Source organism: Hyphomicrobium sp. MC8b, from assembly GCF_905067615.1.
In the GTDB taxonomy this organism is placed as follows: Bacteria; Pseudomonadota; Alphaproteobacteria; order Rhizobiales; family Hyphomicrobiaceae; genus Hyphomicrobium_B.
Map to the genome: position 1 here is coordinate 1,273,524 of NZ_LR898465.1, position 26,864 is coordinate 1,300,387.

The 26,864-nt window shown below is 61.2% G+C and carries 27 protein-coding genes and 1 other RNA gene; 25 read left to right on the forward strand and 3 right to left on the reverse strand.

All coding sequences use genetic code 11. The features are described from left to right. The first annotated feature begins 196 nt into the window (after positions 1-196). On the forward strand, positions 197-2,587 hold the full coding sequence (locus ACLB1Z_RS06205) for a L,D-transpeptidase family protein (RefSeq protein ID WP_409562518.1): 2,391 nt from the start codon (positions 197-199) through the stop codon (positions 2,585-2,587). An 88-nt stretch (positions 2,588-2,675) separates the two neighbouring features. On the opposite strand, the gene ACLB1Z_RS06210 is transcribed toward ACLB1Z_RS06205, so the two are convergent. Beyond that, the gene (locus ACLB1Z_RS06210; RefSeq protein ID WP_409562519.1) at positions 2,676-3,710 is read right to left on the reverse strand and encodes a class I fructose-bisphosphate aldolase; all 1,035 of its coding nucleotides are present in this window, start codon (positions 3,708-3,710) and stop codon (positions 2,676-2,678) included. Positions 3,711-3,789: 79 nt separating this feature from the next. Then, positions 3,790-4,800 carry a type I glyceraldehyde-3-phosphate dehydrogenase gene (gap, locus tag ACLB1Z_RS06215; protein WP_409562520.1) on the reverse strand — a complete coding sequence of 337 codons (1,011 nt, stop codon included), beginning with the start codon at positions 4,798-4,800 and terminating at the stop codon, positions 3,790-3,792. Positions 4,801-5,083: 283 nt separating this feature from the next. On the opposite strand from gap, the gene ACLB1Z_RS06220 reads away from it, so the two are divergent. The 6 genes from ACLB1Z_RS06220 to ACLB1Z_RS06245 all read left to right on the forward strand — a co-directional run bounded on the left by ACLB1Z_RS06220 (position 5,084) and on the right by ACLB1Z_RS06245 (position 8,204). Beyond that, on the forward strand, positions 5,084-5,311 hold the full coding sequence (locus tag ACLB1Z_RS06220; protein WP_013946636.1) for a hypothetical protein: 228 nt from the start codon (positions 5,084-5,086) through the stop codon (positions 5,309-5,311). A gap of 40 nt (positions 5,312-5,351) precedes the next feature. Then, positions 5,352-5,666 carry a cell division protein ZapA gene (locus ACLB1Z_RS06225; protein WP_409562521.1) on the forward strand — a complete coding sequence of 105 codons (315 nt, stop codon included), beginning with the start codon at positions 5,352-5,354 and terminating at the stop codon, positions 5,664-5,666. A gap of 76 nt (positions 5,667-5,742) precedes the next feature. Next, positions 5,743-5,903: non-coding RNA, 6S RNA (ssrS, locus tag ACLB1Z_RS06230), on the forward strand. A gap of 32 nt (positions 5,904-5,935) precedes the next feature. After that, a complete protein-coding gene (locus ACLB1Z_RS06235; protein ID WP_409562522.1) occupies positions 5,936-6,508 on the forward strand; it encodes a 5-formyltetrahydrofolate cyclo-ligase in 573 nt (190 codons plus the stop codon). A gap of 19 nt (positions 6,509-6,527) precedes the next feature. Then, positions 6,528-7,361 carry a TIGR00282 family metallophosphoesterase gene (locus ACLB1Z_RS06240; RefSeq protein WP_409562523.1) on the forward strand — a complete coding sequence of 278 codons (834 nt, stop codon included), beginning with the start codon at positions 6,528-6,530 and terminating at the stop codon, positions 7,359-7,361. Positions 7,362-7,454: 93 nt separating this feature from the next. Next, positions 7,455-8,204, forward strand: coding sequence for a YebC/PmpR family DNA-binding transcriptional regulator (locus tag ACLB1Z_RS06245; protein WP_013946640.1), 750 nt, complete (start codon positions 7,455-7,457; stop codon positions 8,202-8,204). A gap of 47 nt (positions 8,205-8,251) precedes the next feature. On the opposite strand, the gene ACLB1Z_RS06250 is transcribed toward ACLB1Z_RS06245, so the two are convergent. Continuing rightward, positions 8,252-8,569 carry a hypothetical protein gene (locus tag ACLB1Z_RS06250; RefSeq protein ID WP_409562524.1) on the reverse strand — a complete coding sequence of 106 codons (318 nt, stop codon included), beginning with the start codon at positions 8,567-8,569 and terminating at the stop codon, positions 8,252-8,254. A gap of 173 nt (positions 8,570-8,742) precedes the next feature. Here ACLB1Z_RS06250 and ACLB1Z_RS06255 point away from each other — a divergent pair, with 173 nt between their 5' ends. From ACLB1Z_RS06255 to ftsH, 18 genes are all read left to right on the forward strand, one after another. After that, positions 8,743-10,845: a hypothetical protein gene (locus ACLB1Z_RS06255; RefSeq protein ID WP_409562525.1), complete on the forward strand. Its 2,103-nt coding sequence runs from the start codon at positions 8,743-8,745 to the stop codon at positions 10,843-10,845. Further along, the gene (ruvC, locus tag ACLB1Z_RS06260) at positions 10,842-11,369 is read left to right on the forward strand and encodes a crossover junction endodeoxyribonuclease RuvC (protein ID WP_409562526.1); all 528 of its coding nucleotides are present in this window, start codon (positions 10,842-10,844) and stop codon (positions 11,367-11,369) included. Before ACLB1Z_RS06255 ends, ruvC begins: the two co-directional genes overlap by 4 nt. A 13-nt stretch (positions 11,370-11,382) precedes the next feature. After that, positions 11,383-12,012, forward strand: coding sequence for a Holliday junction branch migration protein RuvA (gene ruvA / locus ACLB1Z_RS06265; RefSeq protein WP_409562527.1), 630 nt, complete (start codon positions 11,383-11,385; stop codon positions 12,010-12,012). 45 nt (positions 12,013-12,057) lie between these two features. After that, positions 12,058-12,483, forward strand: a complete 426-nt coding sequence (locus tag ACLB1Z_RS06270) for a hypothetical protein (protein WP_409562528.1) — start codon at positions 12,058-12,060, stop codon at positions 12,481-12,483. An 80-nt stretch (positions 12,484-12,563) separates the two neighbouring features. Next, entirely contained in the window at positions 12,564-13,610 is a 1,047-nt protein-coding gene (gene ruvB, locus ACLB1Z_RS06275) for a Holliday junction branch migration DNA helicase RuvB (protein WP_013946646.1), read from the forward strand. A 105-nt stretch (positions 13,611-13,715) separates the two neighbouring features. Further along, positions 13,716-14,666 carry a metallophosphoesterase gene (locus ACLB1Z_RS06280; protein ID WP_409562529.1) on the forward strand — a complete coding sequence of 317 codons (951 nt, stop codon included), beginning with the start codon at positions 13,716-13,718 and terminating at the stop codon, positions 14,664-14,666. Beyond that, entirely contained in the window at positions 14,663-15,154 is a 492-nt protein-coding gene (locus ACLB1Z_RS06285) for a YbgC/FadM family acyl-CoA thioesterase (protein ID WP_409562530.1), read from the forward strand. The genes ACLB1Z_RS06280 and ACLB1Z_RS06285 overlap by 4 nt, the downstream gene beginning before the upstream one ends. 385 nt (positions 15,155-15,539) lie before the next feature. Beyond that, a complete protein-coding gene (tolQ, locus tag ACLB1Z_RS06290) occupies positions 15,540-16,256 on the forward strand; it encodes a protein TolQ (RefSeq protein ID WP_024275511.1) in 717 nt (238 codons plus the stop codon). A 3-nt stretch (positions 16,257-16,259) separates the two neighbouring features. Beyond that, positions 16,260-16,712, forward strand: coding sequence for a protein TolR (gene tolR / locus ACLB1Z_RS06295; protein WP_013946652.1), 453 nt, complete (start codon positions 16,260-16,262; stop codon positions 16,710-16,712). A 208-nt stretch (positions 16,713-16,920) separates the two neighbouring features. Further along, positions 16,921-18,132: a cell envelope integrity protein TolA gene (tolA, locus tag ACLB1Z_RS06300; protein ID WP_409562531.1), complete on the forward strand. Its 1,212-nt coding sequence runs from the start codon at positions 16,921-16,923 to the stop codon at positions 18,130-18,132. Positions 18,133-18,218: 86 nt separating this feature from the next. Continuing rightward, on the forward strand, positions 18,219-19,565 hold the full coding sequence (gene tolB / locus ACLB1Z_RS06305; RefSeq protein WP_409562532.1) for a Tol-Pal system beta propeller repeat protein TolB: 1,347 nt from the start codon (positions 18,219-18,221) through the stop codon (positions 19,563-19,565). 256 nt (positions 19,566-19,821) lie between these two features. After that, positions 19,822-19,956 (forward strand): hypothetical protein, encoded by a 135-nt coding sequence (locus ACLB1Z_RS06310; protein WP_256380100.1) that lies wholly within the window; start codon positions 19,822-19,824, stop codon positions 19,954-19,956. A 35-nt stretch (positions 19,957-19,991) separates the two neighbouring features. Further along, positions 19,992-20,117 carry a hypothetical protein gene (locus tag ACLB1Z_RS06315; protein WP_256380101.1) on the forward strand — a complete coding sequence of 42 codons (126 nt, stop codon included), beginning with the start codon at positions 19,992-19,994 and terminating at the stop codon, positions 20,115-20,117. A 455-nt stretch (positions 20,118-20,572) separates the two neighbouring features. After that, complete coding sequence (gene pal, locus ACLB1Z_RS06320) at positions 20,573-21,085, forward strand: peptidoglycan-associated lipoprotein Pal (protein ID WP_013946655.1); 513 nt, start codon at positions 20,573-20,575, stop codon at positions 21,083-21,085. A 288-nt stretch (positions 21,086-21,373) separates the two neighbouring features. Further along, on the forward strand, positions 21,374-22,105 hold the full coding sequence (locus ACLB1Z_RS06325) for an OmpA family protein (protein WP_409563235.1): 732 nt from the start codon (positions 21,374-21,376) through the stop codon (positions 22,103-22,105). 147 nt (positions 22,106-22,252) lie between these two features. Continuing rightward, positions 22,253-23,314 carry a tol-pal system protein YbgF gene (ybgF, locus tag ACLB1Z_RS06330; RefSeq protein ID WP_409562533.1) on the forward strand — a complete coding sequence of 354 codons (1,062 nt, stop codon included), beginning with the start codon at positions 22,253-22,255 and terminating at the stop codon, positions 23,312-23,314. 48 nt (positions 23,315-23,362) lie between these two features. Beyond that, a complete protein-coding gene (gene tilS, locus ACLB1Z_RS06335) occupies positions 23,363-24,739 on the forward strand; it encodes a tRNA lysidine(34) synthetase TilS (RefSeq protein ID WP_409562534.1) in 1,377 nt (458 codons plus the stop codon). 114 nt (positions 24,740-24,853) lie between these two features. After that, positions 24,854-26,806 (forward strand): ATP-dependent zinc metalloprotease FtsH, encoded by a 1,953-nt coding sequence (gene ftsH, locus ACLB1Z_RS06340; RefSeq protein WP_409562535.1) that lies wholly within the window; start codon positions 24,854-24,856, stop codon positions 26,804-26,806. Positions 26,807-26,864: the final 58 nt, after the last annotated feature.

The window sequence follows — 26,864 nt, forward strand, 5'->3', positions numbered from 1 at the left end:
CAAGACGAATCGAGTTTTAAGGGCCACAGCGCGGTTTTTTCGCCGGATTACCGCCTTAACGCAGTTTACCAGTCTACGGGAACGGGTCATGGTCACCCATCTCTGAGTTTAGGCGTTTTTCCGCCAACTTGAGGGCTCACGTAGTGTCGGCAAGATCGGCATGCTGCGTCTCTCGCCCATCGGAGCCAAACGGGGAATGATCAAACAAGTCACGCTTCGCCTAGTCGGCGTCAGTTTATTGGGGGTTTGCTGGATCGGATGTGCGCCAGTCATGGCGGCAGAGACGACCTCGCAGGATTCATCAAGCGGCACGACGACGTATTTTCCGCCGAAACCGACTTCGTCACCGGATGCTCCGGCTGTAACGCCGGCGGCGCCGACGACAACGGCTGCCATTCCGAAATCGGCTGACCCGCCCAAGAGCAATCTTCCGGCCGAGCCTGCGGTTTCACCGAAGAGCAGCGTACATGATGCCGACCCGTCGGTAACGGCGACTGTGACTCCGGCGGCCGGTGAGACGCCTCAGTCGCAACCGGCGCCCGCGACAGGCGATGCCAAGCCGGCTGATGCAAAACCGGCCGATGTCAAACCCGACGCCGCGCCGGCCCCTGCGACGACGGATACGGCCATCGTAACGCCATCGGCGGACGACAAGCCTGCCGCGGATAAACCTGCAGCCGACACGCCGGCTGCAACGCCCGCGCCATCAACCGACAGCAAGCCAGACGCTGCTACCGCGACACCTCCTGCGGCTTCTCCCGCGAGCGATACGGCGCAGCAGCCCAAGCCCATCGAGACGACGCCCGTTGCCACGCCGCCAGCGCCGCCGCCGGTCAATCCGGTCGTTCTCGCGGCACGCGGGAAGCTTTCGGATAAATCGTTCGCCAGCAACAGCGCCAATGATGATGTGACCGCCGCGCGCGATTACTATGGTTCCCATACCGAGCCGCTGTGGGTTCATGGCGGTGAGTTCACGCGCAAAGCGAAGGAGATCATCTCGACGTTGAAAGGCGCTGATGATTGGGGTCTCGATTCATCGGCCTTCGCTATTCCGGCACTCGGGAGTGGGTCCGCTTCGGAAGGAGCAGCGGAGGCTCAGTTGACGCTTTCGGCGCTGAAATATGCGCGGTATGCGCGCGGCGGCCGTCTCGATCCGGTGTCGCTCAGCAACATTCTCGATATGAAGCCGCCGGTCAAAGAGCCGAAGGCCGTCATGCGAGAGCTGGCGAGTGCGTCCGATCCCGGCGCTTATCTGCGTGGCCTCAATCCGAAGCACATCGGTTTCGAACGTCTCCGGCAAGCGCTGTTGAAGGCGCGTGGCGGGGCGACGGATGTCGCGGATGAACCTGCCGACACGGCGCTACTCGTTAAACTGCCGACGAAGGGCAAAACGCTGAAGCGCGGCGTCAAGGACGATCAGGTTTCGCTGCTGCGGCAGCGCTTGAAAGTTCCTGCCGACAATCCTTCAAATGATCGCGTTTACGACGATCAGCTTGCCGATGCGGTTCGCGCCTTCCAGCGGGCGAACGGTCTCAAGGCCAATGGCGTCGTGACCAATCGCGTGCGCACCGCGCTCAACAGCGAGGGGCAGCCCAAGCGTCGCGCCAGCCCGTCGGAGAACGTCGATCGCATCCTCGTCAACATGGAGCGTTGGCGGTGGCTGCCGGCCAATCTCGGGAAGTTCTATGTCATGAACAACATTCCCGAGTTTACCAGCGAGATCTGGAAAGACGATCGCATCGAGCTGAAGCAGAGGATCGTTGTCGGCCAGCCGTCGTGGCCGACGCCGCTGCTGTCTTCTAAAATGCAGTATGTGATCTTCCGCCCGAGCTGGGGTATGCCGGACGGCATCAAAGCCAAGGAGCTTATGCCGCGACTCCGGCAGGCGTCCGGCAATTCGGGCTTCGGATTCTTCGATCAGTTGTTCGGTGGCGGCGGTGGTTACAGCGGCGCGGATGTGATCGAAGCCTACAAGCTGCAGGTCTATTACAATGGCCAGAGGGTCGATCCCAATTCGGTGAATTGGAAAACGGCGGACGTTCGGCAATACAGCTTCATCCAGCCGCCGGGACCGGACAATCCGCTCGGCATGGTGAAGTTCCGTTTCCCGAACAAGCATGACGTCTACATGCACGACACGCCGGAGAAGAGCCTCTTCAGCGCGAATGCCCGGGCGTTGAGCCACGGCTGCATGCGTGTCCAGGATCCTCGCAAAACTGCGGAGGTCATTCTGGGCGAAGACAAAGGTTATTCGCCTGAGAAGGTCGGAGAGCTTTGGAATAGCGGCGCCAGCATCACACTGTCGAAAGAGGTGCCCGTTTACCTCGTCTATTTCACCGCTCGTGTGGGTGACGATGGTCAGATGGAAAACTTCCCCGACGTCTACGGCATCGACAGCCGGGTGATGTCTGCAATCCGGGGCCGGCCCGTCCGCTTCATTGCGCAGGAAGCGATCGATCCGACAGAAGCTTCGGAGCCGGGCGCCAGCGCGTTCGATCCGCCTGACGATCCTCGACCGACGCGTCGGAGCGCAAAGAAAAACACCAATCCCATCCAGGACGCGCTTTCCAATATCTTCCTGAACTGAGCGCAGCCGGTATAGACATCAAAAAGGGCGGATCGAAAGATCCGCCCTTTTGCTTCAGGCCGTGCCTGGGATTTTGATCCGGCTTTTATCAGGCCGCTTTTTCGAGCTTCTGGTCCCATTTGCCCAGAGCAGCCAGGCTGTTCATCTTGGCGCGGTGCGTGAAGGCGCGCTGGCCGGCGGCGACGTTCTCGGGCTTGCCGCCCCAGGCCTGGATCGCAGCGGCCTGCAATGCGCGGCCATAAGAGAAGGTCAGCGGCCAGGGCAGCGGACCGGACGCGTTCATCAGCGAGAGGTGCTCGGTTGCGGCTTCGTCCGACTGACCGCCCGAGAGGAAGGCAATGCCAGGGACAGCGGCGGGAACCGTCGCCTTCAGACACTTGACCGTCTTTTCGGCAACTTCGGCGGCGCTCGCCTGCTTTGAGCACTTCTGGCCGGAAATGATCATGTTCGGCTTGAGCACGATGCCTTCGAGATTGACGCGGGCATCATAGAGTTCGCGGAACACGGTGCGCAGCGTCCACTCTGTCACGCGATAGCATTCATCGATGTCGTGGCCGGAATGCTCGCCGTCCATCAGGACTTCGGGTTCGACGATCGGCACGATGTTGGCTTCCAGGGCAAGGGCCGCGTAGCGGGCCAGCGCGTGCGAATTTGCCTTGATGCAGTTCCAGGTCGGCATGCCGTCGGCAATTGTGATGACCGCGCGCCACTTCGCAAACCGGGCGCCCAGTTTGTAATATTCGGCGAAGCGTTCGCGCAGGCCGTCGAGGCCTTCGGTGATGGTTTCGACCTTCGACGTCGGACCTGCGAGCGGTTTTGCACCCATGTCGACTTTGATGCCGGGAAGCGAGCCTGCGGCCTTCATGATGTCGACGAGCGGCGTACCGTCCTTGGCCTTCTGACGGATGGTCTCATCGTAAAGAATGACGCCGGAGACGTAATTCTTCATGCCTTCGGTGGCGCGGAACAGCATCTCGCGGTAGTCGCGGCGGCTGTCTTCGGTCGATGTCAGCTTGATCGAGTCGAACCGTTTCTTGATCGTGCTCGTGCTTTCGTCAGCGGCCAGAATGCCTTTGCCGGGCGCAACGAGAGCGCGGGCGATGTCTTCAAGTTTTTCGCTCATACTTGCCTCCGTAGGCCGTTTAAAGAGTGAAACGCACAATAACGGGCGCCGTTCACTGGCGCCCGCTCTAAAATCCCGTTCAAATCAGCTTGGCCATTGCGACTGCGGTATCGGCCATGCGGTTCGAGAAGCCCCATTCGTTGTCATACCAGGAAACGACGCGAACGAAGTTGCCGTCAATCACCTTGGTTTGATCGAGCGCGACGGTCGAGGACGATGGATCGTGGTTCAGGTCCATCGATACGAGCTTGTCCTTCGTCACCGTCAGAATGCCACCGAGGCGGTTCGATTTTGTGGCTTCAACGATGGCGTTGTTCACTTCTTCTGCCGTCGTGTTCCGCTTGGCGACAAACTTGAAGTCGATCAGCGAGACGTTGGGCGTCGGCACGCGCATCGACGCGCCGTCGAGCTTGCCGGCGAGTTCCGGGATCACGAGGCCGACGGCCTTGGCGGCGCCGGTCGTGGTCGGGATGATGTTCAGCGCCGCAGCGCGGGCGCGGTAGAGATCCTTGTGCAGGGTGTCGAGCGTCGGCTGGTCGCCCGTGTAAGAGTGGATCGTCGTCATGAAGCCATGCGCGATGCCGACTGCGTTGTTGAGGACATGGACGACCGGCGCGAGGCAGTTGGTGGTGCACGAGGCGTTCGAGACGACGACGTGCTCCTTTGTGAGCTTGTCGTCATTGACGCCGTAGACGACCGTCAGATCGGCGTTATCGGCCGGGGCCGAGACGAGCACGCGCTTGGCGCCGGCTTCGAGATGCGCCTTGGCCTTGTCCTTCGAGGTGAAGATGCCGGTGCATTCGAGCGCGACATCGACGCCCATAGCCTTATGCGGCAACTCGGCGGGGTTCTTGATGGCCGTCACCTTGATCGGACCGGTACCGGCGTCGATCGTATCGCCATCGACCTTCACTTCCTTGGGGAAGCGGCCATGCACGCTGTCATAGCGCAGCAGATGGGCGTTGGTTTCGACAGGGCCGAGATCGTTGATGGCGACGACTTCAATGTCCGTCCGACCGCTCTCGATGATTGCGCGCAGCACGTTGCGACCAATGCGGCCGAAACCGTTGATCGCGACCTTCACAGCCATTCTTGGAGATCCTCCGGGTGTGAGAAATTGTGACGGATACGGACGAATTGCGGGCTCGTCGCGATCAGTCTCAAGGTTTTGCGGGTCTTTAACGTCACTTGGTGGCCGCCTGTCAATCAGGCAACCCCGGTGCTTTGGGTTACGCTCCTAGGATTCTTTTCAGTCATAAGGGGGCAAACACGGTCTCGTTTATTGACGACATTTACCTTAGCCACGTAACCTAACGCCCAAGCTAAGGTGATCGATGCGTCAATCGTGTCGCCCGCGAGGGCGATGAGAGGCCATGACTGAACGCAACACCGTTAAGATCAAGCGCGCGGAAGACCTGAAGTCTGCCCGCAAGCCGTCGGGTGACCTCAATTTGCGGTCCGAGAATGCGCGCCTGCGAGCCGAGCTGGCGACCGCCCAGCAGCGGATCGCGGAGCTTGAGCAGCGGACCGCCGACGCCCTCAATCGCATTGATTGGGTTCTCGATTCGCTTCATAGTCTGCGCGAAAGCGAGTCATCGTGAGCGTCGTTCAAGGGGGAGACCGGCTGCGTTGCCGGGCAGGATGGCCGAAGTCCCGTTCACCTTCAATCAACGCACCTATCGGTTCCACTGCGAGGAACACGACGAGCGGCGCCTGAGGGACATCGTCTCGTACTTCAACTCAAAACTGGACGAACTGGTCCGTGAGCATGGTGCGGTCGGCGACGAGCGTCTGATCCTCATGGCGGCGCTGATGATTACGGACGAGCTGTTCGATACTCGGGCCGATGTCGACGATCTGCTCGGGGGCAGCTCAGCAGACCTGCGCTCGGCCGCGATCCGCAGCCTTGAGGCGGACGAAGACGCCGAGCCCGAGAAGCGGCGCGCCAAGGGCTAAGGCGGCGAAAGCCCATCGGGCTCGTGCATATGCCGAAGCAACCACTGGATTTTTCTTAGCCGTTCACATACATCAGCAGATGCTGCGGGGCTCGTCAGGGACAATATGACCCGGGGGCCTATAAGATCCGCACGGGCGCTGTCCCTGACCGGAGCCGTGGCTCCGGACACATGGTGCCCACCTACGCTCGTAGGGACCACGCGGGATCATCGTCTCAACGGCCTTCGCGGCATTATTTCTTTCAGGACCAACTTGCGTTAGACAGCGAAATGATGGCGGACGCAAAGAAAGAGCTGCGCGCCGAAGCGCTTCTGCGTCGCAAGGAAGCCTTCGAGCGCCATGGGCCGGAGGCGAGTCGGCTGGTTGCCGCCCAAGGTCTGGATTTCCTTGGCATAAAGCCCGAGGCGACGGTGTCGGGGTTCGCGGCAATCCGCGATGAAATCAACCCGGCGCCGCTGATGACGTGGCTACAGGCCGAAGGCTGCAAGCTGGCGCTGCCGGTGATGCAGGGGCGGGGCAAGCCACTTGTTATGCGGTTGTGGTCGCCCGGAGACGTGATGGCCCCTGCAGCCTGGGGGATCGCCGAGCCGACCGACGACAAGCCGGAGGTCGATCCGGACGTCGTGCTGGTGCCGCTGCTGGCGTTCGATGCGCGAGGGTATCGCCTGGGTTATGGTGGTGGTTTTTACGACCGTACGCTCAACCACTTGCGAAAAATAAAGCCGATCATCGCCGTCGGGATCGCCTACGACGAACAAAAGGTCGACGCGGTGCCTGCCGAAAGCTATGACGAAAAACTCGACTGGGTCCTGACGCCTTCGGGTCCCCAAAAATGCCAATAAATTCTGGTCGGACCATTTCATGCGTCTTCTGTTTCTTGGAGATATCGTGGGCCGTGCGGGCCGCACGGTCGTATGCGATGCATTACCCGGGCTCATCCGGCGGTTCGGCCTGGATTTCGTCGTCATCAACGGCGAGAATTCGGCGGGCGGCTTCGGTATTACGGAAGCGATTTTCAACGATCTGATCGACGCCGGCGCCGATTGTGTGACGCTCGGCAACCATGCGTTCGATCAGAAAGATACGCTCGTCTTCATCGAGCGACATGACCGGCTGATCCGGCCACTCAACTATCCCAAAGGTACGCCGGGAAGGGGCGCCACTCTGCTGCAGTCAAAGGCGGGCGCAGATGTGCTCGTCGTCAATGCGATGGGTCGCGTGTTCATGCCTGAAAACGACTGCCCCTTTCGCGCCGTCGATAATGAATTGGCGGCTTGTGCACTAAAGCGCGAAGCCGACGCCGTTATCATCGACTTTCACGCCGAGGCGACGAGCGAGAAACAGGCGATGGGCTATTTCCTCGATGGGCGCGTCAGTCTCGTGGTCGGAACACATACTCATACGCCCACCGCCGACGGCCGCATTCTGCCGAGCGGAACGGCGTATCTTTCAGATGCGGGAATGTGTGGCGACTACAACTCAGTGCTCGGCATGGATCCCGAGGAGCCGATCAATCGCTTTCTCACGCGGATCCCGCGGGGTCGTTACGAGCCGGCCGTCGGGCCGGGGTCGATTTCAGGGTTCGCGGTCGATACGGACGACACCACTGGCTTGGCCATTCATGCCGCCCCGCTGCGGCTTGGTCCGCATCTCGAGCCGTCAACGCCTGCTTTCTGGAGGGAGACGGTCGCCTGAACGAGGCTTTGAAGGGCTGCCCTTGACCCGCGCGCGGCCGTTGCGCAAAAGACGGGGCTTCAGCACAATCCCAAAAACGCAACGAGCACGAGCATGGCCGGCCATTCGCAATTCAAGAACATCATGCACCGCAAGGGCAAGCAGGACGCGATGCGTTCGAAGCTCTTCGCGAAGCTCGCGCGCGAGATCACGGTGGCCGCGAAGTCGGGCACACCCGATCCGGACATGAACCCCAGGCTGCGGCTGGCGATCCAGGAAGCGCGCGCCGAAAACATGCCGAAAGACAACATCGAGCGCGCCATCAAGAAGGCGGCAGGCGGCGACCTCGCGAACTACGAAGCGGTTCGCTATGAAGGTTACGCGCCGGGCGGCGTGGCGGTGATCGTCGAAGCCTTGACCGACAACCGCAATCGCACGGGCGGCGTCGTCCGCAGCGTGTTCACGAAATACAACGGCAATCTCGGCGCGACGGGTGCGGTCAGCCATATGTTCAATCATATCGGCGAGATCACCTACAAGCCGGGTGCTGGATCTGCGGATGCCGTGCTGGAAGCTGCGATCGAGGCGGGCGCCGACGACGTGCAGTCGGACGAGAACGGCCATCTGATCACGACGGCATTCGAATCCCTCGGGACGGTCGCAGGCGAGCTTGAGAAAAAGCTCGGCGAAGCTCAGAGCGTCAAAGCCGTCTGGAAGCCGAACCTGTCCACTTCGGTCGATGAAGACAATGCGCAGACAATCATGAAGATGCTTGGCGCGCTCGAAGACGACGACGACGTACAGAACGTCTACGCCAACTTCGAAATCTCCGACGAAGTGTTGAAGAAGCTGACGGCCGCCTGAGGCTATAGGCCGGAGCGCTTTGGCCGAGGCTCTTGGAGAGCTGAGAGCTATCCGGCGGTATAGAACACACCAAACGTCATCGCGACCAGCCCGGCGATGACCATCAGGATGCCGACGATCCCGAAAAACTGAGCCATCGAGTTGCGGAAGCGGGTACGGGCACTACCTCCGGCCGAGGCTTTCCTCTGGCCTGGAGCGGCAGCACCCGGCTTTTTGCGAAGTTTGTTAATTGCGGCTTCGGTCGTGGCGGCGGCGATGGCGGCGCGCGTATCATTCCGTTTGGCCCAGCGAAATAGCCGGAATCCGCCAAGGATCAGCAACAGACCTGCCACAATCCAGAGCGGATGAGCGAAGGTGGCGTTCATTACGTCCTGAACCTCAATGGTGGCGGCGGACCGCCAAGTTATTTATTCATTCCGCAACACTAAAGTCGAAATCTTGCGTTCTTACGAGTTTGGTGCGGCGGCAAAGCCGGGGAAGCGTGCTTTGCTGTCAAAACGCACTATGATTAGGGCGTGCACGGTGTACGGGAGTAGGCATGGCGGCGGGCGGACCATCGGGGGGCGGAAGCCGGGTTCGTGTCGGACTGGTCGTTGTCCACGGTGTGGGCGAGACTGAGCCCGGCTATTGCGTCAATGCCGTTCTCGATACCCTGGCCACGACGCGGCCTGGATACAGCGTTTCGCCTGCCAACGAATATAATCGCATGACCGAGCCCGAGGTCGGCAATCCACCGCCCGTGTTTCCGGTGATCCGCCGTGGCGCCGCGCATAACAGCGGCATCGAGATCGAAGCCGTAGAACTGCACTGGGCGGACCTGACCGAAGGCCAGCCCGGGCGCGTGAATACGCTGCTGCAACTCTTTCGCGTCATCTTCGAATCCCATCACCTTGTCGATGCCATGCTCGACCGGACGCGGGATGTGACCTCGTGGATCCTGCGCAAGCTGCTTTGGATCGCGGGCTGGCTGATCCGAGGTCCGAGCGCGGCACTCACGATCGTGACATCAGCGATCTGCGCGCTGTTCCTGTTCGAGCCCGTGTCGGTGACGACCGAAATGATGGACGTCCGCTCGCAGGTGCTCGTCATGACGGGCGCAATTTTTATTACGTCGCTTTATGTTTTCTACCGGATCAGCCGGCAGCAGGATTACTCCTGGTACGATACCGTGTTCTGGCTGGTGGTGACGTCGCTCGCGGTATTCGCGCTGACGTACTACAACGCGCTGCTCGTGCTTCTACAGTACATTCCCGAACTCGAGATCGGTCCGCAGCGGATGTTGGCCCGCGGTGTTGCTGACTGCGTCGGCGGACCGACGAACGCGGCCTGCTACATCGACGGTCTTTACAAGATCATCATCTGGGGCTGGAGGTTCTGGGGCGGGATGATGGTCTTCGCGGCGGTGCTGCTCGGGTTCGCCTGGGTCCGCGCCCGGATCACGCGCGACCGTTCGCGGCTCGGGACGCTGTCGACGAGCATCGCCATCCTCATCATGCAGTTCATGCTGTGGACGACAGTGGTCGTCAGCGTGATCTATCCGGTGCTCAACCGGGCCGAGACGATCACGACGCTGCGGGAAGCGCGGCCCATTGTCCAGAAGGCCATCGCCGCGCACGAGATTCAACCCGACAGTCCGCTTGCAAAGCTTGTGCAGGTGCCGAACATCGAGCTCGACTGGATCGGTCGCTTCAAGTTCATTTATGCGGCGACCGCCGTCACCGTGCTGCTGATGATATTAGCCTCGATCGTGCTGATCGAAATCCGGCAATTCAAGGCGCGGCGCGGGCGTTCCGATCTCGAACAGACGGCACGGAACATGCCGCGGCTGCTGTTCAATCCAGCGCTGGTCGGGCTTTTGATTTTCGCGTTCCTCGTCGTCTTCGCGCTGGTCTTCGTGCAACCTTATCTCGACAAGAACCAGATGTTCGTGACGCTGAGGGGCTATATCCTGCCGGTGGCGGCGGTGGTCGCTTTGGTGCTGCCGTTCTTCTTCGGACGGCGCGTCGCCAACGTTGCAAACTTCGCGCGCGATCTGATCGATCATCACTATCAGCCGAGGCAGGAGACGGCCGCGTACTTCATCCCGTCGGTGTTTCGCATTCGCAACCGCCGGCTCCGGCGCGAGCGGATACAGTCGCGCCTCAACCTGGTGCTCGAACACTTCGTGCAGAACCAGGGCTATGACGGCGTGATCTTTCTGGCGCACAGCCAAGGGTCAGTGATCGTCTACGATTATCTGCGCGATAATGGGCCGAACTATACGCGCCTCGGTGATGCCGCCCCGGCGCTGCTGACGTTCGGATCGCCGCTCGGCAGCATCTATCAGAAATATTTCCACGAATACGCGGCTGCGAAGCAGGTGCCGATCGGCATCGCGTCGAAGCTCAAGTGCTGGATCAATCTCTTCCGGGTGGACGATTACATCGGCGGTCGCATCCAGCCGCCGCCGGGACTGCGCGTCGATAATCATGTCATGGGCCTAGGCGGCCATACCGGCTACTGGACCGAGCCCGACGTGGCGGAAGCGCTTGATGCGATCCTGACGGGCAAGGTTGCGGACGCCACCAAGCCGCCGCCGCTGCCGCCACCGCCGATGACGCCTTCGGCGCCCTATGCGGTTCGTGCTATGCGAAGAGCATGAGGGAACGAACGATTCGCATTATCGGCTTCGATCCGGGGTTGCGCCGGACCGGGTGGGGGGTCATCGAAAGCGATGGCGTCCGGCTCGTTTATGTGGCGTCCGGCGTGATTACGCCGCCCAAGGATGACGATCTTGCCTATCGGCTTTCGGCGCTGTTCGACGAGGTTACGAGCGTGATCCAGAGCTTCAGTCCGTCTGAGGCCGCCGTCGAAGAGACGTTCGTCAACGAGAACCCGCGCTCGACGCTGAAGCTCGGCCAGGCGCGCGGCGCGGTGCTGCTGGCGCCCGCACGCCTGGGGCTGCGAGTCGCGGAATACACGCCGAACCTCATCAAGAAATCGGTGACCGGTGCGGGTCACGCAGAAAAGCATCAGATCCAGGCGATGATCTCGTTCCTGCTGCCGAAGGCGACGTTCGGATGTGCGGATGAGGCGGACGCATTGGCGATCGCTATCACGCATGCGCATCATCGCGTCAGTCGCCAGCGGGCGGCGGCGTTTGCGGCCAAGGTCGCGGGAACATGATCGGCAAGTTCATATGATCGGGAAGCTCAAGGGCAAGGTCGATGCGATCGGCGAAAGCCACCTCGTGATCGACGTCAACGGCGTCGGCTATGAGGTGCAGGCCTCGACGAAGACGCTGCGCAATCTGAAGGTCGGCGACGACGTGGCGCTGACGATCGATACGCACGTGCGCGAGGATGCGATCCGGCTGTTCGGATTTCAGAGCGAGTTCGAGCGGAGCTGGTTTCGTACCCTGCAGACGATCCAAGGCGTCGGCGCCAAGGTTGCCTTGAGCGTGCTTGGCGTGATGGCGCCGCAGGATCTTGCCAATGCCGTGGCGTTCGGCAACTGGGCAGCGGTGGAAGAAGCGCCGGGCGTCGGCAAGAAACTCGCGCAACGCATCGTTCTGGAATTGAAGGACAAGGCGCCCGCGCTCTCGCTCGGCGGGCATAGCATTCCGGCGGGTGGTGCGGGTACGGCTGCGCCTGGGCCCAGCATGCCGCCATCGAGTCTGGCATTTGCCGAAGCGCTCTCGGCGCTAACGAATCTCGGCTACAACCCGGCGCAGGCCAACGCCGCCGTCGCGGTCGCGTCGCAGGAATTGGGAGATGCTGCCGATACTGCCGCCCTCATCAAGCGCAGCCTCAAAGAGTTGGCGCGCTAGGCCGTCCGTCGTAATTTTCGCCGCAACCGGAAAGCAGTCTCGCGCATGGAAAAGAACAAGATCAGCAACACCATGCGCACGCTCTGGATGGTTCTGATTACGTCGCTGGCGGCGCCATTCTTTGCCGGATTGATCTTTGTCGGACTGCAATTTCTCGCTCCGGCGACGAATTTTTTCCTGCCGCCTCACGGTGGAGAAGCTATCGGCGAAGTCGCGGTGGATGCGTTCGTCTGGAGCGCATTGCCGGCGACGGTCGCAGCGCTGGGATTGACGCCGTTCGTCCTGCAAAACGGCACGTACCCGTGGCTGCATGCGGCCGTGGCCGGTGTGCTGGGGTTCATGGCGGGCGTGATCATTTTTCCGTTTCACGCCGGACCGGCGATGCCGTTCCTGGCGTTTCTGGCGGGGTTGCTGGCCATCGGTATGCGTGCGCTGCTGATCGCAGGTGGGATTCTGCGCGAAGAGGCGTGAAGTCAGGCTTTGCACCGCGTTTCCAACGGTCCCTGGCGCGCCGACTTGACGGCGCTGGCGAATAGCCTCACGAACAAACCATGACCGACAGGCTTGTCAGCAGCGCACGTAAGGACGCGGATGCCTTCGAGGCGACGATCCGCCCGCAGTCGCTCGACGATTTTGTCGGGCAGGAGCAGGCGCGCGCAAATTTGAGGGTTTTCATCTCAGCGGCGCGCGGGCGCGGGGATGCGCTCGACCATGTGCTGTTCGCCGGGCCTCCTGGGCTCGGCAAGACGACGCTGGCGCAGATCCTGTCGAAGGAACTCGGCGTCGGGTTTCGGGCGACCTCAGGGCCGGTGATTTCGAAGGCCGGCGATCTCGCGGCGCTGCTGACGAACCTCGAAGAGCGCGATGTACTCTTTATAGACGAAATCCATCGGCTCAATCCGGCGGTCGAAGAAATTCTCTATCCGGCGATGGAGGATTTCCAACTCGATCTGATGATCGGCGAGGGGCCCGCGGCGCGGTCGGTCCGCATCGATCTGCCGAAATTCACGCTGGTCGGCGCAACGACGCGGGCGGGGCTGCTGACCAATCCGCTGCGCGACCGGTTTGGCATTCCGGTGCGGCTCAATTTCTATACGGTTGCCGAGCTTGAGCAGGTGGTGGGGCGCGGGGCACGCGTGCTCGGGGCCGCGATGTCGCCGGACGGTGCACGCGAGATCGCAAAACGCTCACGCGGGACGCCGCGCATCGCAGGGCGGCTGCTTCGCCGCGTCCGGGATTTTGCGGCGGTCGAGGGTGCCGTCGTCATCAATGCCGAGGTTGCCGACCGGGCGTTGACGATGTTGGAAGTCGATGGCGAGGGTCTCGATGCGCTCGATCATCGCTATCTGGGCTGCATCCTCAAACATTATGAAGGTGGCCCAGTCGGCATCGAGACGCTGGCGGCGGCGCTGTCGGAACCCCGTGACGCGCTCGAAGAGATCGTCGAGCCGTATCTTTTACAGCAGGGCTTCATCGGGCGCACGCCGCGCGGACGAGTTCTGACGCTCAAAAGCTACAGGCATCTGGGCGTAAATAGCCCGGCAAAAGGGGCTTCGCCGGAGCTTCCGATTTTCGAGGATGGCGAAGGCGAGGCGTAACGCCGCTCCTCAACCAAAACTTAAAAAAGTTCATGGTTTGAACAGCATTTGCTGTCGAATGTCGGGGTTCGGCTTTCAAATCTGAAGATTTATGAGGGATTTGCAGTGATTAGCCGCCGCGATCTGCTGAAGATGACGGGCGTGGCAGGCGTCGGCTCGACGGCGCTCAGTGGCTATGCCGTCGCCGAAGCCTTCCGCGAGCATGTCACGACCTACGCATTTACGCCGCCGAACTGGACGCCGGGACTGACATTGCGTCTGGCGATTCTGGCCGATCTGCATGTTTGCGATCCGTGGATGTCGACCGAACGGCTCGAACGCATCGTGGCGCAGACAAATGCGCTCAATCCGGACGCCATCCTGATGCTCGGCGATTTTGTCGTCGGCTTGCAACTTGGCAGCTATTCCGGCGCGGTCAGCAACGAGGCGTGGGCTGCTGAGCTGGCGAAGTTGAAAGCGCCCTATGGCGTGCATGCGATTCTCGGCAATCACGACTGGTGGCAGTCGGCAGAGGTTCAAAAACGCCGCGCAGGTCCGACGCCGGCGGGACTGGCGCTGAAAGCCGTCGGTATTCCGGTTTATGAAAACGTTGCCATTCGGCTGGAGAAAGACGGGCATCCGTTCTGGATTGCGGGGCTCGGCGATCAGTGGGCTTTCAAACCGCCCAAAGTTGAAAGCGACGAGGTGGTGCCGAGCCGGGATAGCGGATTGAGCTATGCGGGCGTCGATGATCTTCCGGCGACCATGCGCGCGATCGAGGATGATGCGCCGGTCATTCTCATGGTGCATGAACCCGATATCTTTCCGAGCGTTTCAAAGCGCGTGTCGCTGACATTTGCTGGCCACACGCATGGCGGTCAGGTGCGCATTTTAGGATATGCGCCGGTCGTTCCGTCGATCTATGGGTCGCGCTATGTCTACGGGCATATCGTTGAGGATGGGCGGCATCTCATCGTTTCGGGCGGCCTTGGTTGCTCGTCGCTGCCGATCCGGATCGGATCTCCGCCGGAAATCGTGGTCGCTGACCTCGGCGGGGCAAACGGAGGCGAAGTTTGAGCGTCGAGCAATGGCCGGATATCGCGGGCCGCATCGTCAATGATGCGAACGGCCAGCGGCATATTCTACCGGTCCGGGTTTATTTCGAGGACACTGACGCAGGCGGCGTTGTCTATCACGCATCGTTCGTGCGCTATGCCGAACGTGGACGCACGGATTTTCTGCGGTTGCTCGGCACCGACGCGCGCCGCTTAATCGACGGCTCCGACAGTGGCGAGCCAGCGGCGTTCGTCGTGAGACGGATGACGTTTGACTACGCGCGCCCCGGACGGATGGACGATCTTCTGGAGGTCGAGACCCGTGTGAAAGAGCTCGGTGGGGCAAGCGTCACGCTTGAGCAGACGATCAGCCGCGACGGTGTGCGTCTCGTGTCCGCGGACGTCATCGTGGTGCTCGTTGCGATTTCGGGGAAACCGCTGCGTCTCAGCGGAGCTGTGCGGGAAGCTTTTGCCGCCTACGCGGAAGGCGCGAAAAGCTCGGCATCCTAGGGGCCTGCATCAGGGATAGGCAGACGTCGGCCGATTGCGGTCAGACACGGATTGAGCACCTTCAGTGGCTTATCTTGGCTCCGCCTGAGGCCAACGGCCGCAATTTTCGTGGATAAACGGGCGGATGCGGCGATGTCATGGGCTGTAGTAAGCCCTCGTTTGGTCATATTGGGCGGCAAAAGCTCTCCGCTCCATATGCGCATGGGGCGGGGGCGCTTGCTGCCGGGGTGGACGTCATTAGGCCGTCATACACTTTCTTCAACGGGCCGATGCTCGGCGCGTCTCATATCATTGGGTTCGCCTTGAGCGTTTCCCGGTGCTACCGAAATTCCAAGGCTCGTGCGATTGCGCACGGGTATCGCAGTTCTACGACATGGATGGTGAAATGAATCCCGCGGATGTCGCCCAAAGCGCCGTTGCACCGGTCTCAGCGGGTGGTTTTTCCTTTCTCGAACTTTTTCTGCACGCAAGCATCGTGGTGCAGCTCATCATGGGCGGGTTGGGGCTCGCCTCGATCTGGTCTTGGGCGATCATTTTCGAAAAGCTTCTGGCGTTCCGCAAAGCACGCGTCGAAAGCGATCGTTTCGAGCAGCTTTTCTGGTCCGGCCAGTCGCTCGACGAGCTCTACACCAATCTGTCGCGTGGGCGGACGATCACGATGGCGGCTCTGTTCGTGGCGGCCATGCGGGAGTGGAAGCGCTCTGTCGAAGGCAACATTCGCGCCCTCGGCGGCATTCAGCTTCGCGTCGAGAAGGTGATGGACGTTACGATCAGCCGTGAGATGGAACGGCTCGATCGACGCCTGCTTTTCCTCGCAACGGTCGGCTCGACGGCGCCGTTCGTGGGTCTGTTCGGCACGGTCTGGGGCATCATGACGAGCTTCCAGTCGATCGCGGTTTCCAAGAATACGTCGCTGTCGGTTGTGGCGCCGGGTATCGCGGAAGCGCTTTTTGCAACCGCCCTCGGCCTGATGGCCGCTATTCCTGCCGTTATTTTCTACAACAAGTTCTCGGCGGATTCGGCTGCGATCTCGCAGCGTCTCTATGCATTTTCGGATGAATTTGCAGCGATCGTCTCGCGGCAGATCGACGTGAGGGCTTAGCCGATGGGAATGAGCGTCAAGGCGGGCGGAGGCGGTGGACGCGGTCGGCGTCGCGGCAAGCATATGCCGATGAGCGAGATCAACGTCACGCCAATGGTCGACGTGATGCTCGTGCTGCTCATCATTTTCATGGTCGCCGCGCCGCTGCTGCAGACCGGCATCGACGTCAATCTGCCGGAAGCCAAGGGGCAGCAAATTCCGACGCCGAAGAAAGATCCGCTGGCGGTCACGGTGAAGGCTAACGGCGATGTTTACATCGGCGATTCGCAGGTTCCGCTCGATGATCTGGCGACGAAGCTCAAGGCCATCGCGCAGAACGGCTACGACGAGACGATCTTCGTGCGCGGCGACAAGGGTGTGAACTACGGTACGGTGATGGAAGTCATGAGCCGCATCAATCAGGGCGGCTTCAAGAAGTTGTCGTTCGTTCTCAACGGGGAGAAGGGAGGCACTTAGCGCCCGTAATCGCTAAAGGACGATACGTATGACGAACATGGATGCGCGTCAGCGCCCTCTCAAGACCGGTTCGTCGCGAGGCCTGTCGGCAGCGAAGGCTTCGGTCTGCGGCCGGTTCCCGTCGCAGTTCGGACCGCTTCTTGGGCCGCAGTTTGGTGAGTATCGGCGGCCGGACGCGCCGCCTTATGTTGATTGTGGGTGCTGAACCGTGCCCTTCGGACTTGTTCTGTCCCTTCTTTTTCATGCCGCCCTTCTCGGGTGGGCGCTTTACGGCTTGCATTCCTCGCCGCCGCTGACCCCGGATACACCCGCGATTTCGGCTGAACTCATCACGCCGTCGGAGTTCCTGCGCCTGAAGCAGGGCAGCGAAGACGCCAAGCATCTCGAAACCAAGGCGAACGACAAGCCGACGCCGGACGACAGCAAGAACGATACGCAAAAGCCCGCCAATGCGCCGCCGCCTCCGCCGCCCCCGGCCGAGGAGCAGGTCGCGAAAACGGAGCCGCCGCCGGAGCCCGAACCGCCGGACGCCGCAGAGCCTCCGCCGCCTCCACCTCCGCCCGAGGCCTCGAAGTCCGAGCCCGATCCGATCGCGAAGAAGCTGCAGGAGACGCCGCCGCCTCCGGCTGCGAACGCGCCGCCTCCGCCGCCCGAGCCTGGTCCGACGCCTGAAGAAAAGAAGGCCGAAGAAGAAAAACAGGCCGCAGAAGCAGCAAAAAAGAAGGTCGAGGAAGAAGCTAAAAGGAAAGCCGAAGAAGAGGCAAAGAAAAAGGCCGAAGAGGAAGCCAAGAAGAAAGCAGCGGAGGAAGCGAAGAAAAAAGCGCTCGCCGAAGCCAAGAAGAAGGCTGCGGAAGAGGCAAAGAAAAAGAAGCTCGCTGCACTGAAGAAGAAGCGGCAAGAAGAGGCGCGCAAGAAGGCCGAGGCTGCCAAGAAGCAGTTCGATCCGAGCAAGATTGCCGCGTTACTTGACAAGTCGCCGGACGACGCGACGCCGAAAGCGTTGCTCGACAAGGACAAGCGGAAGAAGGGTCAGCAGGCATCTGGCTCAAAGAACGACGCGTTCGACACGGGCAAGGAAGCCGGTACGGCGACGGGCACCGATACGGTGCTTTCGGCCCGCGAGCAGGATCTGCTCAAGGGCATGCTGAAACAACAGCTCAACGGCTGCTGGCGGCCGCCGGGAACGGGCGGCGGCGAGGAAGTGCCGGTCGTCGCGCTGCATTGGGAACTCAATCCCGACGGCACACTCGCAGGCGAGCCGCAAGTGACGTCAGCACCGAACACGACGGCGGGGCAGGTTTATGCCGAGGCGGCGCTTCGGGCCGTTCGGACCTGTGCGCCTTTCCATCTGCCGCCGGACAAGTACGAAGGGGGCTGGAAGATCATCGACTGGACTTTCGATCCGCGACAAATGTTGTAAACGCCTAAAAGTTGCTTCAATCGACCGCGAAGCGAGACAATCTTTGAACTCCCGGTTTGCCGGCAGTGACGCATGAGAGAGCCTGAATGATTCTGAAAGTCCGCCTGAAACGGCTGTTTTCTGTCGCTACGTTCGTCGCTGCCGCCATAGGGCTCGCTCCAGGGTTGGCGACGACGCCCGCCATGGCGCAGCTCAAAGGTACGCAGACGGAAGGCACGATTGCGCCGATCCCGATCGCAATCCCGACATTCCTTGGCGACGATCAGCAACTCGCGCAGCAAATCTCCGGCGTGGTCGAAGCAGATCTCGGGAATTCGGGTTTGTTCCGGCCGCTCGATCACGGGTCTTTTCTGGAGCAGGTGCGCGACGTCAACGCGCTGCCGCGGTTCAACGACTGGAGGTCGATCCAGGCCGACGCCCTAGTCGTGGGGCGCGTCGTCAATAGCGGCGACGGGCGAGTCGGCGCCGAATTCCGGGTCTGGGACGTGGCAGGCGGAAAGCAGCTCACCGGGCAGCGATTCTCAACGGCGTCCCGAAACTGGCGCCGCATCGGTCATATGATCGCCGACAGCATCTACGAGCGCCTGACGGGCGAAAAAGGCTACTTCGATACGCGAATCGTCTTCGTTGACGAGACGGGACCGAAGGAACGTCGCATCAAGCGGCTCGCGATCATGGATCAGGACGGCGCCAATGTTCGCTTGCTGACGCAAGGCAACGAACTCGTGCTGACGCCGCGGTTCTCGCCGACGAACCAGGAAATCACCTACATGGCCTACATGGCCGATGGCCAGCCCAAGGTTTTCATCATGAACCTTGAGACGGGACAGCGGGAACTGGTCGGCGATTTTCCGAACATGACGTTCGCGCCGCGATTCTCGCCCGACGGCCAGCGCGTGATCATGAGTCTCGGCAGACCGGACGGCGGCTCCGACATCTACGAGATGGATCTGAGGTCGCGGCAGCCGCGGCGACTCACGCAGTCGAACGGCATCGACACCAGCCCCAGCTACTCGCCCGACGGCAGTCAGATCGTGTTCGAAAGCGATCGCGGCGGCCGGCAGCAGCTATGGGTCATGAATTCGGATGGCTCCAACCAGCATCCGATCTCTGGGGGCGATGGCACCTATTCGACGCCTGTCTGGTCGCCGCGTGGCGACTACATCGCCTTCACCAAGCAGGCGGGCGGCCAGTTCATCATCGGCGTGATGAAGCCGGACGGCTCGGGCGAGCGGCAATTGACGTCGGGCTTCCACAACGAGGGGCCGACGTGGGCGCCCAACGGCCGGGTGTTGATGTTCTTCCGTGACGTCAGCAACGGCGAGTCGGGTGGACCTCGAATCTATTCGGTCGACATCACCGGTTACAACGAGCGCGAAGTGAAGACGCCGTCGTTTGCATCCGACCCTGCGTGGTCGCCGCTGCTGAATTAAGATCGCGTTTACGAATGCGTCGTCACAAATATTAACGGCGATGGCAAATGGCCTCGAAAAGATACGCGATGCCAACGGGTTGCGTATCTTAACGCGGCTGGCAAAAGTGTTGAATTTTGCCCACTAAGCCCCGTTGCATTTTCGCATCTATGGGGTTGGAAAACTTGGGATTTGCCGCCTCCGTTCTTGATCCAAGACCGCCCTCCCGGTACCCCAGAGTACGGCTTTTGCCGGAATCGTATCAGGAGATATGACCATGCAGGGTGTGAAGGGGCTGATCCTTTTGTCAGCAGTTGTTGCGGCTATCGCTCTCGGCGCTTGCCGTCGCGAAGCTGAGCATGTTCCTCTGAAGCTTGGCGGCCCGGTCGCCAGCGACTCGGTTGCTCGCTAATTTAGCGCGTAATCAGGAACTTTAAGGAGACTACAATGAAGAGCGCAATCGTTCTCGCTACAGTTTTGGTTGCTGTTGCTCTCGGTGCTTGCCGCCGTGAAGCAGAAACGACGCCGCTGAAACTTGGCGGGCCCGTCGCTTCGGAGCAGGTTGCGCACTAAGCGCACCCTGACTTCTTAGTACTGCGTTTTTCATTATTGATCTTCAAGACCGAGTTGTGGGCGGGTTTCCGTCAACAACTCGGTCTTGAGTTTTTTAGGCCTGTCGTTCAAGGCGTCGTCACTGTGCTGACAAAAGATCAGAACAAGTGAGTCTCAAGTTCTTTGGTGCTCTCGCGCAATAATTCCGGGAAAACACAAAGAAAAGTGGTCGTAATTCAAATTAGTCGCACACACACCTCTAAACCCGATGGTAATAGATCCGGTGAGAGGCTGCTGCGGAAAGCCCAGATTGCCAGTTCGAAATACGACGGATCGGGGAGCTACCGCTGCGGAATCGGCCATATTTTCGGCTGAACGCTCCGCTATCGGCATAAGGGACAAACACTATCTCTTGGCGGACGGTACGCGGTGCGACTCGCGCAAGGGACGAGATCGATACGAAGGGGATTAGCGGAATGATGGCCACGTTTGCGCGGAGCTTGGGCCTGCGCCTTGCCGCCGTTTCGATTCTTGCCGCGACGCTCGGCGCATGTGCCAACAAAGACATGCAGCCCGACTCGCTCGCCAGCAAGTATGGCAATGCAACACCCGGTTCGCAGCGCGACTTCACCCAGAATGTCGGGGACATCGTCTACTTCTCGACCGACTCGGTGGATCTGACGCCGGAAGCGCAGCAAACGCTCGTGAAGCAATCCCAATGGCTGCAGCAGTACCCGCAGTACACGATCACCATCGAAGGTCACGCCGACGAACGCGGTACGCGCGAATACAACATCGCGCTCGGTGCGCGCCGCGCGACGGCCGTGCGCAACTTCCTTTCGCAGCATGGTATCAACGGCGCTCGCATCCGTACGATCTCGTACGGCAAGGAGCGTCCGGTTGCGGTTTGCAACGATATTTCCTGCTGGTCGCAGAACCGGCGCGCGCAGACCGTGCTCAACAGCGGCGGCGTCGTCAGCCAGCGTTAGCGCTGGGCATCAACCGCGGGGGATCGGTTGGGCGTCGTTTCGCCCGCCGCCACGTGCTCGGTCCCGTCGAGTCGATGCCTGAGCGGTCTCGTTTGATAGCAGTTGCCGGGTGGCTCAATTCGGCAACACGTTAATAAACCTTTAACGTCATTTGCTATCAGCAAAGTTTGGCCCAATTGGCCTCGCATAAGGACGCCACGTTATTTTTAGTTGCGGCGCCCTTATTCAATGCGGATTTCGCGGACTTCAATTGTTGCGGCTGGCGTGATTTGTTGCGTCCTGGGCCTGATGGGCGCCTTGGCATCGCATGTCGGTGCGCAAGACAGCGATCCCGATGGCATTCGGGCAGCCGAACTTCTCGAAGACGGTCTGGATGCCTTGTCCGACCGCGCAGAAGATTCGGGCCGCCGGCTCCTTAATCGCGTTATCGACGAATATCCCGGCACGGCTGCCGCGTCGCGCGCCAAGCGAGCGCTCGCCTCGCTCGAGCGTGGCGAACTCGATCCGGAAGCGCGCCAACGGCTGAAAGCCGATGAGGCCGAACGGACGTCGGAATATCGGCATGCTTTCCTGCTGGATGTTGGCGATCGCGTCTTTTTTGCTGAGAACAGCGCCGCGCTTGGCGGTCGGGCGCGCAGCCTTATCGAGCAGCAGGCGCGCTGGCTGAGTGTGCGGCCGGATCTGTCTATCATGGTCATCGGCCGGGCCGATGGTGAAGGCGACAGCAAGGCGGCTCGCGATCTCTCGCTGCAACGTGCCCAGGCGGTTCGCGATCGTCTCGTGGTGGCTGGTCTGCCGCTGAATCGCATCGAGATCAAAGCCGCCGGAGATCTGGACCAGGTTGCGATCTGCGACAACGCCCTTTGCCGGGCGCAGAATCGCAATGCCGAGGTCCTGATCAACTACTGGCACGTCTATTCCGGCTGGCAAGCCGGTGCGCGGCGTTCCGGTTTGGCAAATTCCACGTCCGGAACGGCAAGCCGGCAATTGCGCGATTCGGGCGATCAGATTTCTCAATAGGTTGTTGGGAAAGGTGGTTGATGGCGGAGTGCGACCCGGCGTAGGTGGAGACGCGGGAACACCTGGGGTAAGCTCCCGCAGCCGGCTGGCGGGAGAATCCTGTTCCGGCACGTGTCGCATCAACTGATCCGAGGGGCACAGCCGGGGATGGCCAAGCTTGCGCAAATCTACAGCACTGGCGTGAACGCTGGCATGGGCGCCTTTCAGGCCGTCGCCTTGATTGCGGTTCTGGCTCTCTCGTCCGGTCCGCTTTTGTCTCGCCCAGCCATGGCGCAGGCGAACGATGCGCGCGGGACGAAGGGCGGCGCGGTGGCGAATGCTTCTCCTGACGCGGCTCTCAAAGCGCGCGTTGATGCCCTGGAAGAGCAGCTTGTCGACATGCAGGTCGTCGTCGGGACTTTGGAGACACTTGCCAAGAACGGCGGCGGTGGCGGCGGAGCTGTATCGCAACCTTTCCCATCGGCCGGAAGCGGTGCTGATACCGCGCGGATCGAAAGCCTCGAAACGCAGGTCCGGGCGTTGACGGCACAGGTTCAGCAGCTCACGGAACAGATCCAAGCGCAGGGCGGCGTGCAACATCGAACCGACCTTCCGGGCGGACCTGACACGGCTTCGCTCGGGAGTGGCAACGGAACGCCGCAAGCCGAGCCCGCGGCTATTCCAGGTTTCGGCTCGACGACAGTTTCGCCGGGGAATGGCGGCAACGATGCCATCGGCGGGCTTCTGAACAAGCAGGATCAGCAAGGGCAGGCCAACGGCTGGTCGTCTCCACCCGGCGCGGGCGTTTCGACGGCGGCTCTGCCGCCCACAAGCGAAGCGCCGGGCGATCCCAAGCAAGCCTACGAGACGGCGTATGGCTATCTGCTGCAGCGCGATTATGGTTCGGCGGAAGCGTCCTTCAATGATTTCCTGAAGAAGTATCCCAACGACTCGCTCGCGGGGAACGCCCAATACTGGCTCGGCGAGACGTATTTTGTGCGCGGTCAATACAAGGCGGCGGCGGGCGCGTTTCTCAAGGGGTATCAGACTTATGGGCAGAGCGGTAAGGCGCCCGACAGTCTGTTGAAGCTCGCGATGTCGCTGGACAGGCTGGGTCAGAAAGAGGCAGCCTGCTCATCGTTCTCGGAGCTCGCCGCGAAATTTCCGACCGCCCCGCAGAGCGTCAAAGGCCGGGCGCAGAGCGAGCGTCAGCGGATCGGCTGCCAATAAATCTGTGTTCGCCGGCCTTTAGGGCGTTTGCCGGCTGAGAGTTTGCCCGTGCGTAGAGATTTGCAATCGCCGATCAGCAATGTGGAAGCGGATGCCGCGCTGGCGGTGCTCGCGCGTTTCGATCATGTCGTGCTTGCGGTATCCGGCGGTCCGGACAGCATGGCGTTGATGGCGCTCGCAGCTGAATGGCGTGCCCGTTTCGAAGAGCTAAAGCCAAACGTCTCCGTCGCCACCGTCGATCATGGTCTACGCACCGAGTCGCGTCGTGAAGCCGAGATGGTCGGCGCCGAAGCGCGGCGCCACGGTTTGCCGCACGCTATTCTGAGTTGGGACGGAGAAAAGCCGACCTCGGGTCTGTCGGCCGCCGCACGGGAGGCGCGCTATCGTCTGCTCGAAACGCACGCGAAAACGATTGTTGCGGCCAACATCGCAATCGTCACGGCGCATCATCGTGACGATCAGGCCGAGACGTTTGCGATGCGGCTTGCGCGCGGGGCGGGACTGGATGGTCTTGCCAGCATGCGTAGTGAACGGCCGCTGCGCGATGGCGCGCCGATCGTACTGATGCGGCCGCTGTTGGCTTTTCCGAAAGCGCGGCTGTTGGCGACGGTCGCTCAGCGCGGCATCAGCTATGCCGAAGATCCGACGAACCGCGACCGGCGCTATGAGCGGGCGCGCGTTCGCTCGGCGCTGGAGCAGATGGAAGAGGCCGGTCTGTCGTCCGAGGCCATTGCAACGTCCGCCCGGCGCCTAGGCGAAGCTCGCGAGGCCTTGGCCTACGCCGAAGCGCACTTCGTGGCATCGCTTGATCTGTCATACGGCAACGACGTTTTCGCGAAGCTCGATCGCCGGGCATTCGAGGCTGGCCCGGCATTCCTGCGACAGAAAGTTCTCGCGCGGCTTATCGCGCGATACGGCGGCGCAAGTCCGTCACCGCAACTTTTCGAGGTTGAGGACTTGGTGGCGCGTATGCAACGCGATGCTGCCTCAGCGGCAACACTGGGTGGAGTGGTAGTATCGAGCGGCTCGCGCTTCGTGCGCGTCTGGCGTGAGGTGGGGCGGCTCGGACAAGCCGAGATCATGCTGTCCGTCGGTGAGTCGACCGTCTGGGATCAGCGTTTCGTCGTGCGGTTTGCGCCGGATCAGGCCGATATGACCGATGCCGTCACGGTTAAGCCTTTGGGCGAAAAGGGCTATGCGGCCATCGTGCCGCGCCTTGCGCCGACCCGTCGGCCGCCGACCCGTGCGGCACAGGCGCTGCCGTCATTTTGGATCGGGGACAGGTTCCTTGCGGCCCCTTCTCTTGCCCCATTCGCGTTATTCGATGCAGCGCCGCTCGATCCAAAGGCATACGAGATCAGCCCCTGGCTGCCGCTGCCAGATCTTAAGGAATTGACCGTACGGTCGGAGGCCAAAGGTTGGTAAATGGCCGAACTTGTGCGGCGTTACGCTGGCACCTATGTTAGGGTCTAACTTTGGGGGCAGCAGTGCCGCCGAGCACGCGCCGATTTGGTGCCGGTGGCACCATCAAGGAAAAATATGAACCCGAATTATCAGAAACTTGCGATTTGGGCGGCACTGTTCGTCCTGTTGCTTGCCCTCTACAATCTCGTCAGCAATCCGAGCACGACGCGCCGGACCAACGAAATTCAATATTCGGAATTTCTTGATGCCGTCGATAAGGGTAACGTAACCGAGGCCGTGATTGCAGGTAATCGGATCACGGGTACGAAGCGCGATGCGAGCAGCGGAGACGTTTCGTTCTCGACTTACGCCCCGGAAGACCCCAACCTCGTAAAGCTTTTGCGCGAGAAGGGTGTAAAATTCAAAGCGCGACCCGCCGAGGATGAAGTGCAATCGATTACGAGCATTCTTCTGAGCTGGTTCCCGATGCTGTTGCTCATCGGCGTGTGGATCTTTTTCATGCGTCAAATGCAGTCCGGCTCCGGTCGAGCCATGGGCTTCGGTAAGTCACGCGCCAAGCTTTTGACGGAGCGCCACGGGCGCGTCACGTTCGAAGACGTGGCCGGCGTCGATGAGGCGAAGGCCGATCTTGAGGAAATCGTCGAGTTTCTGCGCGACCCGCAGAAGTTCCAGCGCCTCGGCGGACGCATTCCGCGCGGCTGTCTGCTCGTCGGTCCTCCCGGCACCGGTAAGACGCTAATTGCGCGCGCCGTGGCCGGTGAAGCCAACGTGCCGTTCTTCACAATCTCCGGTTCCGACTTCGTCGAGATGTTCGTCGGCGTCGGCGCGAGCCGCGTCCGCGATATGTTCGAGCAGGCGAAGAAGAATGCGCCATGCATCATTTTCATCGACGAAATCGACGCTGTCGGCCGCCATCGTGGCGCCGGTCTTGGCGGCGGCAACGACGAGCGCGAGCAGACGCTCAACCAGTTGCTGGTCGAGATGGACGGCTTCGAGGCTAACGAAGGCATCATCATCATCGCGGCGACGAACCGTCCCGACGTGCTCGATCCCGCTTTGCTGCGTCCGGGCCGTTTCGACCGCCAGATCGTCGTTCCGAACCCGGACGTCATGGGACGCGAGAAGATCCTGCGCGTCCATATGAAGAAAGTTCCGCTCGCGCCGGACGTCGATCCGAAGGTGATCGCGCGCGGTACGCCCGGCTTCTCTGGCGCCGATCTCGCGAACCTCGTCAACGAAGCGGCCTTGCTTGCTGCGCGCCGTAACAAACGGCTCGTAACGCAGGCCGAATTCGAAGATTCCAAAGACAAGGTCATGATGGGCGCCGAGCGCAAGACCATGGCCATGACCGAGGAAGAGAAGCTCGCGACCGCTTACCACGAAGCAGGCCATGCGATCGTCAATCTTGTCGTGCCGGGCAACGATCCGCTGCACAAAGTAACGATCATTCCGCGCGGCCGGGCGCTGGGCGTGACGATGAGTTTGCCGGAGCGTGATCGCCTCAGCTATTCGAAGCAGTGGTGCGAGGGCAAGATCGCGATGGCGTTCGGCGGTCGTGTCGCGGAGCAGCTGATTTATGGCCGTGAGCACTTGAATACCGGCGCATCGAGCGACATCAGCCAGGCGACGAACATCGCCAAGAAGATGGTGACTGAGTGGGGCATGAGCGAGAAGCTCGGTCCGCTGCTCTATTCCGAGAACCAGCAGGAAGTGTTCCTCGGCCATTCGATCACGCAGCAGAAGAACATGAGCGATGAGACCGCCAAGCTCATCGACGAAGAAGTTCGCCGCATCGTGACCACCGGCCAGACCACGGCTTGGGAAGTGCTGACGAAGCACAAGGGCGAACTGGAGCTGATGGCGCAGGCGCTGATGGAATACGAGACGATCTCGGGCGATGAGTGCCAGACGATCATGCGCGGCGAGAAGATCTCTCGTCCGACGGATGATGACGGTACGAAGGGGCCCGCCGGTTCGGCTGTTCCCTCGGCCGGTCGTCAGCCGCCGCGTCCGCGCGGAGAACCGCAGGGCGGCATCGACATCGGACCTGAGCCTCAGCCGCAGTAAGTGGCGAGGTCGATGGTCGGCCAATAATTTCCAAGCGGCCGCGATTGTTTCGCGGCCG

Excerpts from the sequence above, each read along its gene's own strand:
- ACLB1Z_RS06270 (WP_409562528.1), top strand. The coding sequence starts at position 12,058 with ATGGAAAAGAACAAGATCAGCAACACCATGCGCACGCTCTGGATGGTT.
- pal (WP_013946655.1), top strand. The coding sequence starts at position 20,573 with ATGATGGCCACGTTTGCGCGGAGCTTGGGCCTGCGCCTTGCCGCCGTT.
- ACLB1Z_RS06220 (WP_013946636.1), top strand. The coding sequence starts at position 5,084 with ATGACTGAACGCAACACCGTTAAGATCAAGCGCGCGGAAGACCTGAAG.
- ACLB1Z_RS06255 (WP_409562525.1), top strand. The coding sequence starts at position 8,743 with ATGGCGGCGGGCGGACCATCGGGGGGCGGAAGCCGGGTTCGTGTCGGA.
- gap (WP_409562520.1), bottom strand. The coding sequence starts at position 4,800 with ATGGCTGTGAAGGTCGCGATCAACGGTTTCGGCCGCATTGGTCGCAAC.
- ACLB1Z_RS06325 (WP_409563235.1), top strand. The coding sequence starts at position 21,374 with ATGGGCGCCTTGGCATCGCATGTCGGTGCGCAAGACAGCGATCCCGAT.
- ACLB1Z_RS06205 (WP_409562518.1), top strand. The coding sequence starts at position 197 with ATGATCAAACAAGTCACGCTTCGCCTAGTCGGCGTCAGTTTATTGGGG.
- tolR (WP_013946652.1), top strand. The coding sequence starts at position 16,260 with ATGGGAATGAGCGTCAAGGCGGGCGGAGGCGGTGGACGCGGTCGGCGT.
- ruvC (WP_409562526.1), top strand. The coding sequence starts at position 10,842 with ATGAGGGAACGAACGATTCGCATTATCGGCTTCGATCCGGGGTTGCGC.
- ruvB (WP_013946646.1), top strand. The coding sequence starts at position 12,564 with ATGACCGACAGGCTTGTCAGCAGCGCACGTAAGGACGCGGATGCCTTC.
- ACLB1Z_RS06245 (WP_013946640.1), top strand. The coding sequence starts at position 7,455 with ATGGCCGGCCATTCGCAATTCAAGAACATCATGCACCGCAAGGGCAAG.
- ACLB1Z_RS06235 (WP_409562522.1), top strand. The coding sequence starts at position 5,936 with ATGATGGCGGACGCAAAGAAAGAGCTGCGCGCCGAAGCGCTTCTGCGT.
- ACLB1Z_RS06225 (WP_409562521.1), top strand. The coding sequence starts at position 5,352 with ATGGCCGAAGTCCCGTTCACCTTCAATCAACGCACCTATCGGTTCCAC.
- ACLB1Z_RS06250 (WP_409562524.1), bottom strand. The coding sequence starts at position 8,569 with ATGAACGCCACCTTCGCTCATCCGCTCTGGATTGTGGCAGGTCTGTTG.
- ACLB1Z_RS06240 (WP_409562523.1), top strand. The coding sequence starts at position 6,528 with ATGCGTCTTCTGTTTCTTGGAGATATCGTGGGCCGTGCGGGCCGCACG.
- tolQ (WP_024275511.1), top strand. The coding sequence starts at position 15,540 with ATGAATCCCGCGGATGTCGCCCAAAGCGCCGTTGCACCGGTCTCAGCG.
- ruvA (WP_409562527.1), top strand. The coding sequence starts at position 11,383 with ATGATCGGGAAGCTCAAGGGCAAGGTCGATGCGATCGGCGAAAGCCAC.
- ybgF (WP_409562533.1), top strand. The coding sequence starts at position 22,253 with ATGGCCAAGCTTGCGCAAATCTACAGCACTGGCGTGAACGCTGGCATG.
- ACLB1Z_RS06210 (WP_409562519.1), bottom strand. The coding sequence starts at position 3,710 with ATGAGCGAAAAACTTGAAGACATCGCCCGCGCTCTCGTTGCGCCCGGC.
- ftsH (WP_409562535.1), top strand. The coding sequence starts at position 24,854 with ATGAACCCGAATTATCAGAAACTTGCGATTTGGGCGGCACTGTTCGTC.
- ACLB1Z_RS06315 (WP_256380101.1), top strand. The coding sequence starts at position 19,992 with ATGAAGAGCGCAATCGTTCTCGCTACAGTTTTGGTTGCTGTTGCTCTC.
- ACLB1Z_RS06310 (WP_256380100.1), top strand. The coding sequence starts at position 19,822 with ATGCAGGGTGTGAAGGGGCTGATCCTTTTGTCAGCAGTTGTTGCGGCT.
- tolB (WP_409562532.1), top strand. The coding sequence starts at position 18,219 with ATGATTCTGAAAGTCCGCCTGAAACGGCTGTTTTCTGTCGCTACGTTC.